We start from the raw sequence: 14538 nt of genomic DNA on the forward strand, positions 1-14538 counted from the left end.
TCGCCCAAAACAGCTCAGAAGCCGGCGCCGGGCTGGGCTAGATAATCAAGTTCCGCAGCCGTCGATTCCCGCCCGAGCATGGCGTTGCGGTGGGGAAAGCGGCCATAGGCGGCAATCACGTCGCGGTGGCGGATCGCAAAATCGAGATATTCCTCGTCGCCGAGTGCGGTGAACAACGCCACCGAACGCTCCTGCTCGTCGAGATTCTCCGCGTGTTCGAAGGGCAGGTAGAAGAAGGTCCGGCATGCATCTTCCACCGCCCGGTCGGCGCCATCAGCAAGCGCGAGCTTGGCCTCCCGAAGCGCCAGCCCGTCGGTCGCGACGGCAAGCCCGGTGCCGCGATAGATGTTGCGGGGAAACTGGTCGAGCACGATGACGGCCGCCAGCCTGCTCAGCGGATCAGCCCGCCACTCGTCGCTCACACCTGCGGCAAGCGCCAGATGCGTATCGCGGAAAACATCGCGGATCTCGACATCGAGCTCCGGCGGCGGACGAAACCACAGCTCCGGACCGCACCGGACGAACCAGAAATCATAGATCTCTCGAGGTGTGCGGATCGTGGTCATGCTTTCCTCCCGCTACGTTAGCTTGATGATGTTATGTTGGTAAGTTATTGTAAAAATAGGATAAGGCGTGCCGAGCAGCCCCCTCATCCGCCCTACGGGCACCTTCTCCCCGCTGGGGAGAAGAGGGAACCGAGACGTTGCCGTGAGTCTCTTCTCCCCAGCGGGGAGAAGGTGCCGGCAGGCGGATGAGGGGCCGCGGGCACACCCTTCATCGTGACCTTCCACCTCAGCCTACTTCCCCTCACCCAACGAAAACACCAGCGTCGCCCGCGTCCCGTCATGCCCGGGATCATAGGCAAAATCCGATTTCAAGCTCGCCGCCATCGCCGTCAGGATGCGCGTGCCCAAGCCGGTCCCCCTGGCCGGGCTCGACGGGTCGAAGCCTTCGCCGTCATCCTCCACGACAACCCGCAGCTCCCCGTCCGTCTGGTCGACGAAGACCCGGATTTCGCCCGGCACCGCTTCCGCATAGGCATATTTGAAGGCGTTGGTGACGAGTTCGCTGACGATCAGTCCGAGCGTGATCACCTTGTCGGTCGCCAAATTGACCGGTTTTGCAGCCAGCACGATGCTGTGCGGCCGCTTGTCGTCACGCATCGAGGCTTCGAGTTCTGTGAGCAGGCTGTCCAGATATTCGTCGACCTTGACCGAGCCGACCTGCCGGTTGGTGTAGAGCCGGCGGTGGACGCTCGCGATCGCATTGATGCGCATCTGGGTTTCGTGCAGTGCGTCGATCGCCACCTGGTCCTTCGTCATCGAGGATTGCATGCGGATCAGCGCGCCGACGAGGCCGAGGCTGTTGGCGATGCGGTGATTGACTTCGGCAAGCAGCATTTCGGCATGATCGCGCTGCTGGCGGATCACCTCCTGCGCCTGCGCCGTCTCGCGGCGGAAGCGCGCCCGCTCCAGCGCCTGTTCGAGGGCGGCGGCGAGCAGGTCGAAATAATCGGCCGAGATCCCCTTGAGCATATAGTCATCGGCGCCGGCCTTGAGTGCGGCCACCGCAATGCCGGTATCGTCCGAACCCGTGGCATAGATGACGGGCGGATGGTCCGGCAGGGACGTGATGCAAGGCAGAATATCGAGCCCGGTCTCGCCGCCGAGGAGATGATCGAGCACCACGGCGTCGATGCCACCCTCGCCGAGCCGCGCCAGGCCGGCAGCGCCATTCCGAGCCCACTCGACCGAAAAGCCGCGCCGCGCAAGGTTTTTCTGCATCAGCAGGGCGAGCCCCTCGTCGTCGTCGATATAGAGGATGTGGATCAGGGCATCCGCATCGCCGCTAGAATTGCTCATTCCATCTCCCGGCGTTCTCTCTAAGCGACGACCGCCCGCAAGCGCCCGAGTCGTCAGCATGGCAATGTCGTATTGCATTGACCGCCTGAGGTAAACAGCCCCCGCTCTTGTCGCAGGCGGCGCTAGCTCTTCTGGAACTTTCGGTGGCCGGAAACTTCGGCGCCCGCTTCCTTCGGCAATTGCAGAAAGCGCAGCGACGAGACGATGCCGATCACGCCGACCACGAGGAAAGCCCAGCGAAAATCGGCCAGCACGGGATTCTCGGCGCCTCTCAGAGCCGAGGAAATATTGAGCACGGCGGCGGCCACCGCGACGCCGAGCAGCATCGATACCTGCTGCAGCATGCTCGACAGCGTCGAGGCCGAGCTTCGCTGCGCCGGGCCGATATCGGCGAAGGCGAGCGTGTTCAGCGCGGTGAACTCCATCGACCGCGACAGGCCGGCGAGGAAGAGTAGCGCATGCATGAAAAACGGCGGCGTGTCGGGCGTCAGGAAACCGCAGGCGACGATCGAAAGCGCCGCGATCAGGCCGTTGAGCCCAAGCACGGTGCGGAAGCCGAAGAAGCGCAGGAGCGGCGTCGTCACCGCCTTCATGCTGAAATTGCCGAGGAAATAGACGAGCAGATAGGTGCCGGCGGCAATCGAACTCAGCCCGAAGCCGAGCTGGAACAGAAGCGGCAGCAGGAAAGGCGTCGCATTGATCGCCGTCCGGCAGGCCGTGCCCGCCGAAAGCGTGGACATCGAGAAGGTCTGGACGCGGAAGGCCGAGAGATCGAGCAGCGGATTGTCGACCGCGAGGAAATGCCGCGTCGCCATGACGGACAGGACGATGCCCGCCGCCAGCAATGAGATGACAGGCCAAAGCCCGCCTTCCCATTTGACCGAAAGCTCGAGCGCGGCGAGCAGCAAGGTCAGCCCCGCAGCACTCAGGATGAAGCCGAGGATATCCAGCCGGCCGGGATCGGACTCGCGCTGCTCCGGCACGAAGCGCAGCACCAGCCCCATGCCGATGATGCCGATCGGGATGTTGATCAGGAAATTCCAATGCCAGCTGGCATAGGTGGTGATGAAGCCGCCGAGCACAGGCCCGACCACGGGCGCCGTCAGCGCCGGCCATGTGATCAGCGCGATCGCCTGGACGAGTTCGGACTTGCGGGCGTTCTTCAGCACGATGATGCGACCGACCGGCGTCATCAGCGCGCTGCCCGCCCCCTGCAGCGCACGCCACAGCACAAATTCCGTGAGGCTGCCGGAGAGGCCGCAGAAGAGCGAAGCGCCGGTGAAGACGCCGATCGACACCAGGAAGACGCGGCGCGCGCCGAAACGATCGCCGAGCCAGCCCGAGAGCGGAATGAAGGCCGCCATCGTCAGCATGTAGACGGTGATGCCGATGCTCATAGACACCGGCTGCACGCCGAAGCTTGCCGCCATCTGCGGCAGCGAGGTGCCGACGATCGTGCCGTCGAGGATCTGCATGAAAAAGGAAACGGCGACGACCAGCGCCACGATCTTCGCCTGGCGGCTGCCCGCCGCCTCTTGCCCCTGCTCGCTCGTCTCTGCCGTGGTCATGGATCTGCCAATGAAAATTCCGGATGACGCGGCAGGCAAGCGGGAAGGAAGCCTATCGGAAATCTGCCGCGCGAGGGAGCGCGGAAAAACACCGCGCCCTGGCTGAATACGCCCGTTGCATCAGGCCGGAAAGGCTAAATCTCGCACTGCGCGGGAATATTCCCGATGTGGCCGCCCGCTCAAGAAAAAAGCCCCGCCGAAGCGAGGCCCAAGTTTGATCCGCTCCCGGGAAAACAGGAGCGGCGTAGAGGTCCATACCCTGCGGGCCATCCCGCAGCGAGGCCAGATTTCACCGTAGCGGTACGCTTGCCTACGAAATTTGAGGGATCGGCACAGGTTTCCGCCGTGAGACCTTCGCCTCTGCCAACGTGGCTCGGCCTTTGCAGCAGGCGGCATTGCAAGAATGCAATCACATGACATATAATGCTATCATTGCAATCAATCCCAAAGGAAGCACGATGGCGAGCGTCACCGTTCGGAACCTGCCCGACGAGGTGCACCGCGCGCTTCGCATTCGCGCGGCCACGCATGGCCGCAGCACCGAGGCGGAAATTCGAGACATTCTGGAGACGGCCGTCCGTCCCCCGGAGCGGGTCAAGCTCGGTTCGTTGCTGGCATCAATCGCTCGCGAAGCGGAGCTGACCGATGCCGACGCGGAACTGTTCGACCAGTTGCGCGACAAGACCCCGGCAGATCCGATGAGGTTTGAATGATCCTCGTCGATACCAACGTGATTTCAGAACCATGGAAGCCCACGCCCGATCCGCGTGTGCTGGCGTGGATAGACGCCCAAACCATCGAAACCCTCTACCTCTCGGCGGTCACAGTCGCCGAGCTGCGTTTCGGCATTGCGGCCCTGCCCGCCGGCAAGCGCCGCACGACCCTGCATGACCGGCTGGAGGGCGATGTGCTGCCGCTATTCGAGGGGCGCGTGCTGCCCTTCGATCTCAGCGCCTCACAAGCCTATGCCGCCCTGATGGCGCAAGCCAAGGCGGCAGGCAAAGCAATTGGCAAGGCCGACGGCTACATCGCCGCCACCGCCGCCGCACACAGCCTGATGGTGGCCACCCGCGACACCACCCCGTTTGAAGCCGCCGGCGTCCCGATGATCAACCCATGGCAGGACCGCGGCTGACGCCTCCCGCAACCGGCACGGCGGTTCATGTCACCCTGAAGAACTGTCGGATCGAAGGTGAAGGGATGCGTCCTGGGAATGCTCATCCGAGGTTTTTCTCGTGAAAAGGCTGACAGCGCAAGCCTTTGCCCATGCCAGGAGCAAGGCCGTACCGTCCGCGACCCATTTAGAGCATGTCGCGCAAAAGTGTGCGGCGGTTTTGCGAGAACGACATGCGTAAAACAAAGATCTAAAGCGCGAGGAGCGAATCTGAAAGATCGCGACGCGCTTTAGCCACACGAACCGCCCACTCCCCGTTGTGCTCGCCCCCCGAGCCTCCGTATAGCGCCTATAGGGCGCTACGGAACGGATCCCAAGCCCAAAGCCTGGGACGACAGAAAAGTGAAAAACATGGATCACGGGTCGTTTCTAAGTTGGCTTAACTGCGGGCTTGCACCCGAATTCGCCTGCATCTCTTCTGAACATTATGAGTGATGCGTTCAAGGACTCTCGTCGGGTCGCCAGCCATGGCAGCGATCGGCCCGAAATCGAGATCGCTTTTCGAAAGAAGGAACTCCGGCGCTTTAGGAGCGCGGCCGGCCGTCGTCGAATAGCGTGGCAAGCCACTGGTAATATCGCGGCTGCTTCTGCCGCAGCTGGCCGCGCGAATAAGGCGGCCGGTCGATATCGCCGTAGAGGTAGACGCTCGCCGTGACCGCGAAAAACTCGCGGTCATTGCTCATCATGTAGGAATCGCCGGGCCAGAGGCCCCGGCCGTTGTTGAAGAATTGCCTGACATCGCCATTGCCGAATCCGCCGGGGAGCATCCGGTCGTTATAGGCATGCAGAAGCTCGTGCAGGATGATCGGCTTGTCGGGATCGAGGCTCCGGACACGCAGGTCGATGCCGGTCTTGCTGCTGTAATGGCCGGGGCCGAAACCCGCGGCGGCGGGATTGGCCCAGATCGGAATGGTCCGCATGAAGGTAAGGATGTCGGGCTTCAGATTGACGTGCTCGACGATGTCGAGCTGCTTTTTGACGGCCGCGACCATCTCCTTATCAGGCTCGGCGCCCCTGGCATTGGTAAGATCGACCTGCCATCCGTGATAGCTGAAAACCAGCGGGTCGGCCACCGCTGTTCCTGCTGCTGCGATACTCATGGCAATGGCGGCGCACAGCACCAGCATCTTCAAAATCGTCCGCACCGGCCCCTCCTCGGCGTGTCACGCGCCGACTGTCGCATAGGCGGTCGGAAGGCACAATCATGTCACCGCAGCGCTGATGCCGCCGACGCGGAAGCGGTCCTCAGACCTTCTCTTTCTTCTTGGTCTTCTCCTTCGGCTCCACCGGCGCATCCGGCGTCGGCGCCAGGAGCTTGCGGAGCGATGCGATCTTGTCCTTCACCAGCGGGCGGAAACGCGTCGCGCGATAGGGCATGTCGGCAGCGCCATAACCTTCCGGCCCGTCATCATTGCCGCGATGGATTTCCGCGAGCTTCACGCCGATGAAGGTGCCGTCGACATAATGGGTATATTCGCCGACCCAGCGGATCGTATAGATCTCGCCCTTGCGGATGAGCTGGTCGATGCTGACATGCTTGAAGGTATCGTTGATGCAGACGACCTTCTGGCCGACATGGAATTCATAGCTCATGGATCAGACTTTCCAATAGCAATCCGCCTCCCCGGTCCATAGCGCGTCCGGCGGCTCGGATGAACCCTTTTCTTGCGGGCAGCGGCCGATGCGTTAGTCGCAATAGACCTTGCCGCTCTTGCGGGAGCGCAGGTCGAAGTGGAAGTGGTTCCAGTGTTCCGGGTTGCTGCCCGGCCCGAGCACGGTGTTGAAATAGCGGCAGCTGTCGGTGCGCACCGCCTTCAGGAGGCGGCCCTCGCGCAGCGAGAACAGGCCCTTCTTGCGCACGTCGATCGCGTGGCCGTTCTTCAACACGAACTTGCCGACGTCGATGGCATTGCCGCGGGCGTGTTCCGACATCGGATTATATCTCTGCCGGCTGTTGTTCATGCGCCGGCAGGAATAGCCGCCGAGCGGCTGGATCGTCTTGATGCCGCTCCAATAGCGAAAGCGGGCGGACGGCGCCAGTTCGTTCTTCACCCATTTGGCGAAGGCGAGCGTCACCTGGCAGTTCAGCGTCACGGCCGGCTTGACGCCGATATTGCCGGAAAGCCCCTTCAGCGACACCGGATAGGGCACCTGGCAGGCCGGCCCCTGCGAAATCGGCGGCTTCTCGTCGAAGAGCACGCCCATGCGCTTCAGTTCGCGCCGGCAGGCAAGCTCGGAGGCCGGCATGACGCTCGGGTCGACCGGTGCGGCGGGCTGGCTCATCATCGGGTTGTTCGGCCGCAGCATCGCGACTTCCTCGGCCTCGTCCTCTTCGGGGACGCGGGTCGGCGCCAAGACCGGGCTGCCGTCGTTCCAGGTCGGCGCCCGGCTCATCTGCGCTTGCGCGGCCGGCTGCGGCATGGCCCGCGGCGCGGGCTGGTTCAGCTGGGTCGGAGTATCGGTGCCGATGCCGTCGACGACGGGCTCGGTGGCGTTGCCCTCGGCGATCTGCTGCTGTTGCTCCTGCGCCAGGCCGACGACCGGCTCGGCCCCGAGCTCGTCATCCATGTTGACGCCGCCGGATGGGATCGCGAGGTTCTGCGTGCCGCCCCAATTCTCCGTCTGCTGGCCTGCCGCCATCGCCTCGTCGCTGTCGATCATCGGCAATTTGCGCCCGCCCGGCGCGCTCCGCGCCATCGGCGCGGCTTGGCCGGTGCCGGCAAGGTTCGGCGTATCGAGGTAATCGACGGAGCCCTGGCTGCTGCCGACAGGCGCACCGGAAACGGGATAGGAGGCCTGGCTCTCCACGGGCGCCATGCGCACCGCAGGCGCCATGCGCGCGGCCGGCGCCCGCGCCGGCGAGATCGAACTGACCCTGGTGCCACTGTCGACATTGGCCGGCGGCGTGAGCCCATCGCTGATCGAACAGGTGGTCAGCGCCACCGAAAGCAGCACGGGCAAAAGGGATCGCCGAGGAAAGGAAACAAACGCCATACTCTTATCGCTTCCGTAGGCCGGCCGTGCAGTGACCGAAAAAACTCGGTCCAATTTTAATTAAAAACGGTGAATGAAAACTTACCCGCACAATCTGAACGCGACGGAACTGAAAAAGGCCGGTCGCCCGGCCTTTAATCTCTCGTTCAACTCACGCTGCCCGTGTGTATCTGGCCTCGGCCTGCCTTCCCGCCTCGCGCAGGCGGAAATTCGCAAGCAGCGTCTTCAGCTGCGTGCTTTCGTCGGCGAGCGTGCGGCTTGCCGCCGTCGTCTCCTCGACCATCGCCGCATTCTGCTGCGTCATCTGGTCCATGTGATTAACCGAGCTGTTGATCTCGTTGAGGCCCGTCGCCTGCTCGCGCGCCGCCGTCGCGATCGAGGCAACGTGATCGTTGACCTGGTTGACCAGCGCCTCGATCTCCAGCAGCGCGTCGCCGGTCGAGCGCACCAGCGCAACCCCGCCCTCGACTTCCGTTGCCGAACTGCTGATCAGGGCCTTGATCTCCTTGGCAGCGTTGGCGGAACGCTGGGCGAGTTCGCGCACTTCCTGGGCGACGACGGCAAAGCCGCGGCCCGCCTCGCCTGCCCGCGCGGCTTCGACGCCGGCGTTCAGCGCCAGAAGGTTCGTCTGGAAGGCGATCTCGTCGATGACGGAGATGATCTGGTTGATGCGGCTCGAGGACTCCTCGATCCGGCCCATCGCCGTCACGGCATTGCGGACGATGTCGCCGGAGCGCCCGGCGCTCGCCTTGGTCTCGGCCACCATCTCGCGCGCCTCGTTGGCCCGCTCGGATGCGGTCTTGACCGTCGCGGTGATCTCGTCGAGCGCTGCCGCCGTCTCTTCGAGTGCGGCGGCCTGCTGTTCCGTGCGTTTCGACAGGTTGCCGGTCGCCTCGCTGATATCGGACGCGCTGTCGTTGACGACGCGGCTCGATTCGGAGATCGCATGAATGACGCCGTTCAGCGCATCGACGGCGGCGTTGAAGTCGCCCCTGAGCTTGGCGTAATCCTCGCCGATATCGCCGATCGAAACCGTCAGGTCGCCGCCGGCGAGCTTCTCCAGGCCGACGCCGAGCGCCTGCATTGCGTGGGTCTGCCGTTCGGAGGCCGAGCGCAGGTTCGCTTCGTTGCCGCGGCGCTCTGCATCGATCTGCCGCTGCCTCTCGTCTTCCCGCCCGCGTAGCGCGCTGCGCTCGTCGACGGAGTCGCGCAGCACCAGCAGCACCTTGGCCATCTGGCCGACTTCGTCGCGGCACTCGCTGCCGGCAATCTCCACCGATGCTTCCTCGGCGGCGATCGCATTCATCGCCGTCTTCAGCCGCGCGATCGGCGCCGTCACGCTGCGCACGATGGCAAAGGCGATCGCGATCGTCGCGACGGCGCCGAGCAGGCAAAGCACAGCGGCCCAGATCGCATTCTGGCGATAGAGCGCGGCAAGGTCGTCGCCATAGACGCCGGTGCCGACGATCCAGCCCCAGGGCTCGAAACCGGCTACATAGGAATATTTCAGCACCGGCTCTTCAGCGCCCGGCTTCGGCCAGTAATAATCGACGAAGCCCTTACCGTCCTTCTTCACCTTGTTGACGAACTCGACGAACAGGAACTTGCCGGTCGGGTCCTTCATCTGGGAAATATCGGTGCCGTTCAACGCCGGCTTGATCGGGTGCATCACCATCTTGGGATGCATGTCGTTGATCCAGAAATAGCCGTCGGCGCCGTAGCGCATCGCGCCGATCACGTCCTTGGCGGCTGCCTGCGCCTGCTCGCGGGTCATCGTGCCCGCCTGCTCCATCTTGTAATACTTGTCGAAAATGCCGAGCGCCGTCGCATCCAGCTGCGCCAGCCCCGCCTTCCGCTCCGCTTCCAGCTCGGAGTAGGAATAGTTGAGAAAGAAGACCATCGTCGCCGCAAGCACGGCAAGCGTGAAGCCGACGAGGCAGTAAAGACGGGTGGAAATCTTGACGTTGCGCATGGGGTTCCCGGCGATTCTTATGAGAGATCGCTCACATTCTGAACCACCGGAATTACTGGAGCGTAAAGCTTTATTAGAAAGCAATCAAATAACGCTAGGTGAGGCAGAGGTTGCAAAATTCAACCAATTGAAATCCCATGGAATTTAAGCGGCTGCTGACACAGCATTTTTCAACCGCCGGCGACGGCAGCCACCTCGAAGTGACTGGCGCACCTGGCATTGGCGTCTTTTACAGCTCACAGTCTTTGCACTAGGCTGCTTCCCAGTGAATCGCCGGCCTTCCGCCCGCACCAGATGGAGAACCCCTGATGACCGAAGCCGCCAAGCCGAGAGGTGAACTGACGCTGCGCACGCTCGCCATGCCGGGCGATGCCAATCCCGCCGGCGATATCTTCGGCGGCTGGGTCATGGCGCAGATGGACCTTGCATCCGGCATCCGCGCCGCCGAGCGCGCCAAGGGCCGCGTCGTCACCGCCGCCGTCAAGGAGATGGCCTTCGAGCTGCCCGTCAAGATCGGCGATACGCTGTCGGTCTATACCGATGTCGAGCGGGTCGGGCGCACCTCGATCACGCTGATCGTCGAGGCCTGGGCGCATCGCTCGCGCTACGCCAAGATGGAAAAGGTCACCGCCGGCACCTTCATCATGGTGGCGCTCGACGAAGAGGGCAAACCCAAGGCAGTCCCCGCGGAGTGACAAGCCTCAAAACCGGGGGATAGGGATGGAAACGGTCAGCTCGCCTGAAGTGTTCCTGCACATCAAGGTGGTGATGGGCATGGTCATCAGCCTCTCGCTTGCGAGGCTCTTGACCGGCGTCGCCGGCATCGTCCAGCATCCCGCCAAGGCGAAGGTCTATCCCATCCATCTCGGCTGGGCGCTGTCCCTGTTTCTCTTCATCATCCATATCTGGTGGTGGGAATATCGCCTGCAGGCCGTGCCCGTCATCGGCTTCGGCATCTATCTCTTCCTCGTCTGCTTCTGCAGCCTGTTCTTCCTGCTCTGCGCCCTGCTCTTCCCGGCAAGCCTCGACGAATATGGCGGCTACGAGGAATATTTCATTTCAAGGCGCAAATGGTTCTTCGGCATCCTCGGCCTGACCTACGCCGTCGATATCCTGGATACCGCAATCAAGGGCCACGATCGCATCCTCTCCCTCGGCTGGGAATATCCCGCCCGCAACATCGCCTATATCCTGCTCTGCGCCATCGCCGCCTGGACCCCCAACCGCCGTTTCCACACCATCTTCATCATCGCCAACCTCGCTTACCAGGTGAGCTTCATCTTTAGGCTTTATGATGTTTTGGAGTGAGGAGTGGTCGGGCGAAGCCCGAGCAATCGATCCAGTGAATCGATTGCAGCGACGAACGCCCAGAGCCCAAGCGAAGGGCTGGCAGCGGTCCCGCGAAGCGGGAGTAATCGATCCAGTGAATCGATCGCAGGGCTGCTCCCTCGACGAAGCACAACCTCTCCTCCGTCATTCCTGTGCTTGTCACAGGAATCCAGCCGGCTTGCGTCTGCAAGCCGAAAGGACTCTTGAAAAGAGAACAGGCACCCCTCGCCTGGCAAGGATATGACTATTCTTCGGCAACGCTTTTAAGTCTTCCGCCGCGTGGACACGCGGCTGCTGGATTCCTGTGACGAGCACAGGAATGACGGAGGAGAGATTGTGCCTCGCCAAGAGCAGGCGGCCGCCCGATGCTTAACCTCCCTCAGAGCGTCCGGCCCTGCAATTGGTTCACCGGCCGATCGATCCCACTTTGAGAAAGCACTTCTCACACCTTCAAAAACTGCGATCCCTTATCAAACCCCAGCCCGGAAAAAATCTTCCCCGTCAGATCATTCACACCGACATCGAACTGCCGATAGAGCATCGCCGCCGCCACCTCGCGCACGTCTGCCGTCGGCATCAGGTCGCGGTCGTCGAGCAGTTGGCCGTCACCGACCCCCGGCCAGCGGCCGAGGATGCGGCCGCCGTTGATCGCGCCGCCGGCAAGTACGGCACAGCCGCCGGTGCCGTGGTCCGTGCCGCCGGAGCCGTTCTGGCGGACGGTGCGGCCGAATTCGGTCATGGCGAGCACCACCGTCTTTGACCAGATTTCCGGCCCGAACGTCGTCTTCAGCGTGTTGATCGCCTGCGCGAGATCCTGCGCCGGCCGCTTGAACTGACCGGCCTGGCCGATATGCGTGTCCCAGCCCGTGATCGAGAAGCTGGCGATGCGGTAATCGCCCTTCAGCATGTTGGCCGCGAGTGCTGCGACATCGGCGGTCTTCTCGCCGCGCTGGCCGTCCGGCTCAACCATCATCGCGGCGCTGTCGGCGCGCGTCGCCTCGGCAAGGGCTGCGGCAAAAGGCGGATCGCCGGCATAGAGCCGTGCCAGGAACTGCATCTCGTCGCGCGCCGGCGCCAGATTGGAATCCGAGGTCCAGACATCGACATTGTTCGGGCCGGAGAGGATCAGCTCTGTCGAAGTGTTGACGTCGATCGCCTTGCGCGCATCCGAGCGCGGAATGACGGCAAGCGTCCGGTTCAGCCAGCCGGTCTTTTCCTCCGCGACATGCTCGCCGCCGGATTCCAGCATGTCCTGCCCGTCGAAATGGCTGCGCTGGTCACGGTAGGGCGTCGAGACCGCATGCGCGAAGGCGAGCTCGTGGCTCTTCCACAGCGGCATGAGATCGGCAGCGGCCGGATTGAGGCCGAAATGCCCATCGAGATCGAGAAGCCCGGTCTCCGGCGTCAGCGCCAGCGTCGGGCGAAGCGCGGCAAAACCGGCATCGCCATAAGGCTGCACCAGGTCAAGCCCGTCCATCGCCCCGCGCAGCACGATGGTGACGAAACGGTTGTCGCCCGGCATCGCCGCGAAGGTGACCGGCGTGAAGACGGGAGCGGCGGCAAGACAGCAGGCGGAGGTGAGAAAACCGCGGCGCGACAGCGAGATCCTGTTCATGGACGAAAGCCTCCTATCGGCGGTTGAATTCGGGCGATGCCAGCACCAGCGTCAATCCGCTGATCTTGTTCGGCGCCTGCGACACCACGCGGATCGTCTCGTCGCGCGCCGCATCGGCAAGCGTCGCTTTCAGGAATTCGCGCGGATCTTCGTCCCGGCCGAACTGCGCCGAAGCCCGCCTTGCCCAGGCGAGCCGCTCGGCGAGCTGGCTGCCGGTGATCCAGGCGGAGAAACCTTCCTCGAAGCCGGCCGGGCTTGGCGGCAGCCAGGTGGGCTGGCCCATGCGTTTCAGCGCCCCCTGCCCCAGCGCCCGCGCCGTCCGGAAGGCCTTGAGCCGCTTGTCCCTCGCCTCGCCGGCCGGGTCCGTTGTGACAGGCGCTCCTGCCATGCCGGGCGTGTTCGCCGCCATGTCGCCGTCATCAGTGCCCTGCTGGTTGGCCGCCAGGAAGCTGCCGACGACGCCGTTGACCGGCCCCGCATTCAGCGCCCGGAGACCCGCGATGACATAATCGAAAGGCTGGCGCGCCTTGGCGCCCTCGTCGCGCCAGGCGGCGGGATGGTCGAGCATGGCGGTGTAGACGGCAGTCAGATCGCCATCCGTCTTCTTCCAGGCCGCCGCCATGTCGGCCACCATGCCCTCATCGGGCTGGTCGGAGACGAAATGCACCGCCAGCTTGCGGCTGATATGCGCCGCCGTCTTTGGATGGACGGCGAGGTCGTCGAGCATGTCGAGATAATCGTCGCGCGAACGCTTGCGCCCGCCATAGCTGACGCCGAGCACCTCATGCGTGCCCGGCTCGGATATGCCAGGCCGGAAGACGATATCCATCTCCTTGCGGTCGACGGTGAGCCCGGTCAGCACCATGGCGGCCGCCGTCACATCCGCCTGGGTATAGCCGCTGCCGGCGCCGAGCGTGTGCAGCTCGAGCAGCTCCCGGCCGAGATTTTCGTTCAGCCCCTTGTTGCGCTTCATGCCGCCGGCCGAATCCGGCCCCAGCGAATCCGCCTGGTCGAGATAGATCAGCATGGCGGGATGGGCCGTGGCGTTGCGCAGGAGCTCGCCGAACTTGCCACCGATGAACGGCCGGATCGCCTCGGCTTCGTAAAGCGGCACGATGAGCCGCATCGGCAGGCTCTTATTGGCGCTGGTGGAGAAATGATCGGTCCAGAAGGTCGCCAGCCGCTCGTAAAAGCCATAGGGCGACAGCACCGCCTGCATCAGCCGCAGGTTTACGTCATGCTGGAACTGCTGCTGCGCCTGCTGCTGCACGCCCTTGCGCATCTCGCGCCGCGTGGGATCGTCGGTCACCGTCTTGGCGTCCTCGCGGATCTGCTTCAGCTGCGCCTGCAGGCTGAGGATCGCCCGGTGGCGCATGTCGGGGCCACCGAGCGGAAAATCCGGCGTCACCGCCACGCCCTCGGCGATCTGGCCGATCAGCTCATCCTTGCTCTGCGGCGGCGCCTCGCCCGGCCGCAAGCCATAACCAAAGCGGATCGCCGCCATCGTCGGGAAAGAGAGGCTCATGGCCGGTCAACTCCTGATCACTAGTTGGTGACAGGCTGACAGCGGATTCTGTAGGAAATGCGGCGTTATCTAGACATGGACGATTTGTAATGTATTGAAAAGCCTAAAGTTTACGCCCGGAAGATGAAGGATGCTCCGATTGCGATGAGCGCGAAGCCGATCGCGTGGTTCCAGGTGAGGTTCTCGCCGAGCCAGAAGATCGAGAAACCGGAAAAGACGATCAGCGTGATCACTTCCTGCATCGTCTTCAACTGCGCCGTCGTATAGACCGCCGAGCCGATGCGGTTGGCCGGCACCGCCAGGCAATATTCGAAAAACGCAATGCCCCAGCTGACGACGATGGCCAGAAAGATGGCGCTGCTCTTATGCTTGAGATGGCCGTACCAAGCAAAAGTCATGAAGATGTTGGAGGCAAATAGCATGACGACGGGCCAAACGGCTGCGGGAGAAAATGGCATGGAGAATACTCGGGGCTATGGAGGGAATAGTTGATCCGGCG

General features: G+C 63.3%; 14 protein-coding genes. 4 read left to right on the top strand and 10 right to left on the bottom strand.

The genetic code is table 11. From position 1 onward, the window contains the following. Positions 1–14: 14 nt before the first annotated feature. From QD408_RS21850 to QD408_RS21860, 3 genes are all read right to left on the bottom strand, one after another. Positions 15–566: a DUF924 family protein gene (locus QD408_RS21850; protein WP_414140733.1), complete on the bottom strand. Its 552-nt coding sequence runs from the start codon at positions 564–566 to the stop codon at positions 15–17. Positions 567–797: 231 nt separating this feature from the next. Further along, positions 798–1862 carry a sensor histidine kinase gene (locus tag QD408_RS21855; RefSeq protein ID WP_088685160.1) on the bottom strand — a complete coding sequence of 355 codons (1065 nt, stop codon included), beginning with the start codon at positions 1860–1862 and terminating at the stop codon, positions 798–800. Positions 1863–1984: 122 nt separating this feature from the next. Beyond that, complete coding sequence (locus QD408_RS21860) at positions 1985–3430, bottom strand: MFS transporter (RefSeq protein WP_414140734.1); 1446 nt, start codon at positions 3428–3430, stop codon at positions 1985–1987. Positions 3431–3888: 458 nt separating this feature from the next. Between QD408_RS21860 and QD408_RS21865 the strand changes: the two genes are divergently transcribed. Further along, positions 3889–4143: a FitA-like ribbon-helix-helix domain-containing protein gene (locus QD408_RS21865; protein WP_414140735.1), complete on the top strand. Its 255-nt coding sequence runs from the start codon at positions 3889–3891 to the stop codon at positions 4141–4143. After that, on the top strand, positions 4140–4565 hold the full coding sequence (locus tag QD408_RS21870) for a type II toxin-antitoxin system VapC family toxin (protein ID WP_414140736.1): 426 nt from the start codon (positions 4140–4142) through the stop codon (positions 4563–4565). The genes QD408_RS21865 and QD408_RS21870 overlap by 4 nt, the downstream gene beginning before the upstream one ends. Positions 4566–5128: 563 nt before the next feature. Here QD408_RS21870 and QD408_RS21875 read toward each other — a convergent pair. From QD408_RS21875 to QD408_RS21890, 4 genes are all read right to left on the bottom strand, one after another. Further along, on the bottom strand, positions 5129–5731 hold the full coding sequence (locus QD408_RS21875; RefSeq protein ID WP_414140774.1) for a hypothetical protein: 603 nt from the start codon (positions 5729–5731) through the stop codon (positions 5129–5131). Positions 5732–5849: 118 nt separating this feature from the next. Then, complete coding sequence (locus tag QD408_RS21880) at positions 5850–6197, bottom strand: CAP-Gly domain protein (RefSeq protein WP_088685166.1); 348 nt, start codon at positions 6195–6197, stop codon at positions 5850–5852. Between the two features lie 93 nt (positions 6198–6290). After that, positions 6291–7598: an extensin family protein gene (locus tag QD408_RS21885; protein ID WP_414140737.1), complete on the bottom strand. Its 1308-nt coding sequence runs from the start codon at positions 7596–7598 to the stop codon at positions 6291–6293. Positions 7599–7749: 151 nt separating this feature from the next. After that, complete coding sequence (locus QD408_RS21890) at positions 7750–9570, bottom strand: methyl-accepting chemotaxis protein (RefSeq protein WP_088685168.1); 1821 nt, start codon at positions 9568–9570, stop codon at positions 7750–7752. Between the two features lie 308 nt (positions 9571–9878). Between QD408_RS21890 and QD408_RS21895 the strand changes: the two genes are divergently transcribed. Next, positions 9879–10265 (top strand): acyl-CoA thioesterase, encoded by a 387-nt coding sequence (locus tag QD408_RS21895; RefSeq protein WP_064691979.1) that lies wholly within the window; start codon positions 9879–9881, stop codon positions 10263–10265. 25 nt (positions 10266–10290) lie between these two features. Next, the gene (locus QD408_RS21900; protein WP_414140738.1) at positions 10291–10878 is read left to right on the top strand and encodes a hypothetical protein; all 588 of its coding nucleotides are present in this window, start codon (positions 10291–10293) and stop codon (positions 10876–10878) included. Positions 10879–11341: 463 nt separating this feature from the next. Here QD408_RS21900 and QD408_RS21905 read toward each other — a convergent pair whose 3' ends face one another. From QD408_RS21905 to QD408_RS21915, 3 genes are all read right to left on the bottom strand, one after another. Next, positions 11342–12514: a DUF1501 domain-containing protein gene (locus QD408_RS21905; RefSeq protein WP_414140739.1), complete on the bottom strand. Its 1173-nt coding sequence runs from the start codon at positions 12512–12514 to the stop codon at positions 11342–11344. 13 nt (positions 12515–12527) lie between these two features. After that, on the bottom strand, positions 12528–14039 hold the full coding sequence (locus QD408_RS21910) for a DUF1800 domain-containing protein (protein WP_414140740.1): 1512 nt from the start codon (positions 14037–14039) through the stop codon (positions 12528–12530). A 110-nt stretch (positions 14040–14149) separates the two neighbouring features. Then, positions 14150–14497: a DMT family protein gene (locus QD408_RS21915; protein ID WP_088685172.1), complete on the bottom strand. Its 348-nt coding sequence runs from the start codon at positions 14495–14497 to the stop codon at positions 14150–14152. Between the last annotated feature and the right edge of the window lie 41 nt (positions 14498–14538).

Origin of the sequence: Rhizobium sp. BR 249 (assembly GCF_047445895.1) — a bacterium.
In the GTDB taxonomy this organism is placed as follows: domain Bacteria; phylum Pseudomonadota; class Alphaproteobacteria; order Rhizobiales; family Rhizobiaceae; genus Rhizobium.

What these genes read in the sequence shown, in the direction of transcription:
- QD408_RS21870 (WP_414140736.1), top strand. Translation starts at nt 4,140, where the DNA reads ATGATCCTCGTCGATACCAACGTGATTTCAGAACCATGGAAGCCCACG.
- QD408_RS21880 (WP_088685166.1), bottom strand. Translation starts at nt 6,197, where the DNA reads ATGAGCTATGAATTCCATGTCGGCCAGAAGGTCGTCTGCATCAACGAT.
- QD408_RS21900 (WP_414140738.1), top strand. Translation starts at nt 10,291, where the DNA reads ATGGAAACGGTCAGCTCGCCTGAAGTGTTCCTGCACATCAAGGTGGTG.
- QD408_RS21875 (WP_414140774.1), bottom strand. Translation starts at nt 5,731, where the DNA reads ATGCTGGTGCTGTGCGCCGCCATTGCCATGAGTATCGCAGCAGCAGGA.
- QD408_RS21855 (WP_088685160.1), bottom strand. Translation starts at nt 1,862, where the DNA reads ATGAGCAATTCTAGCGGCGATGCGGATGCCCTGATCCACATCCTCTAT.
- QD408_RS21910 (WP_414140740.1), bottom strand. Translation starts at nt 14,039, where the DNA reads ATGAGCCTCTCTTTCCCGACGATGGCGGCGATCCGCTTTGGTTATGGC.
- QD408_RS21860 (WP_414140734.1), bottom strand. Translation starts at nt 3,430, where the DNA reads ATGACCACGGCAGAGACGAGCGAGCAGGGGCAAGAGGCGGCGGGCAGC.
- QD408_RS21865 (WP_414140735.1), top strand. Translation starts at nt 3,889, where the DNA reads ATGGCGAGCGTCACCGTTCGGAACCTGCCCGACGAGGTGCACCGCGCG.
- QD408_RS21895 (WP_064691979.1), top strand. Translation starts at nt 9,879, where the DNA reads ATGACCGAAGCCGCCAAGCCGAGAGGTGAACTGACGCTGCGCACGCTC.
- QD408_RS21890 (WP_088685168.1), bottom strand. Translation starts at nt 9,570, where the DNA reads ATGCGCAACGTCAAGATTTCCACCCGTCTTTACTGCCTCGTCGGCTTC.
- QD408_RS21885 (WP_414140737.1), bottom strand. Translation starts at nt 7,598, where the DNA reads ATGGCGTTTGTTTCCTTTCCTCGGCGATCCCTTTTGCCCGTGCTGCTT.
- QD408_RS21850 (WP_414140733.1), bottom strand. Translation starts at nt 566, where the DNA reads ATGACCACGATCCGCACACCTCGAGAGATCTATGATTTCTGGTTCGTC.
- QD408_RS21905 (WP_414140739.1), bottom strand. Translation starts at nt 12,514, where the DNA reads ATGAACAGGATCTCGCTGTCGCGCCGCGGTTTTCTCACCTCCGCCTGC.
- QD408_RS21915 (WP_088685172.1), bottom strand. Translation starts at nt 14,497, where the DNA reads ATGCCATTTTCTCCCGCAGCCGTTTGGCCCGTCGTCATGCTATTTGCC.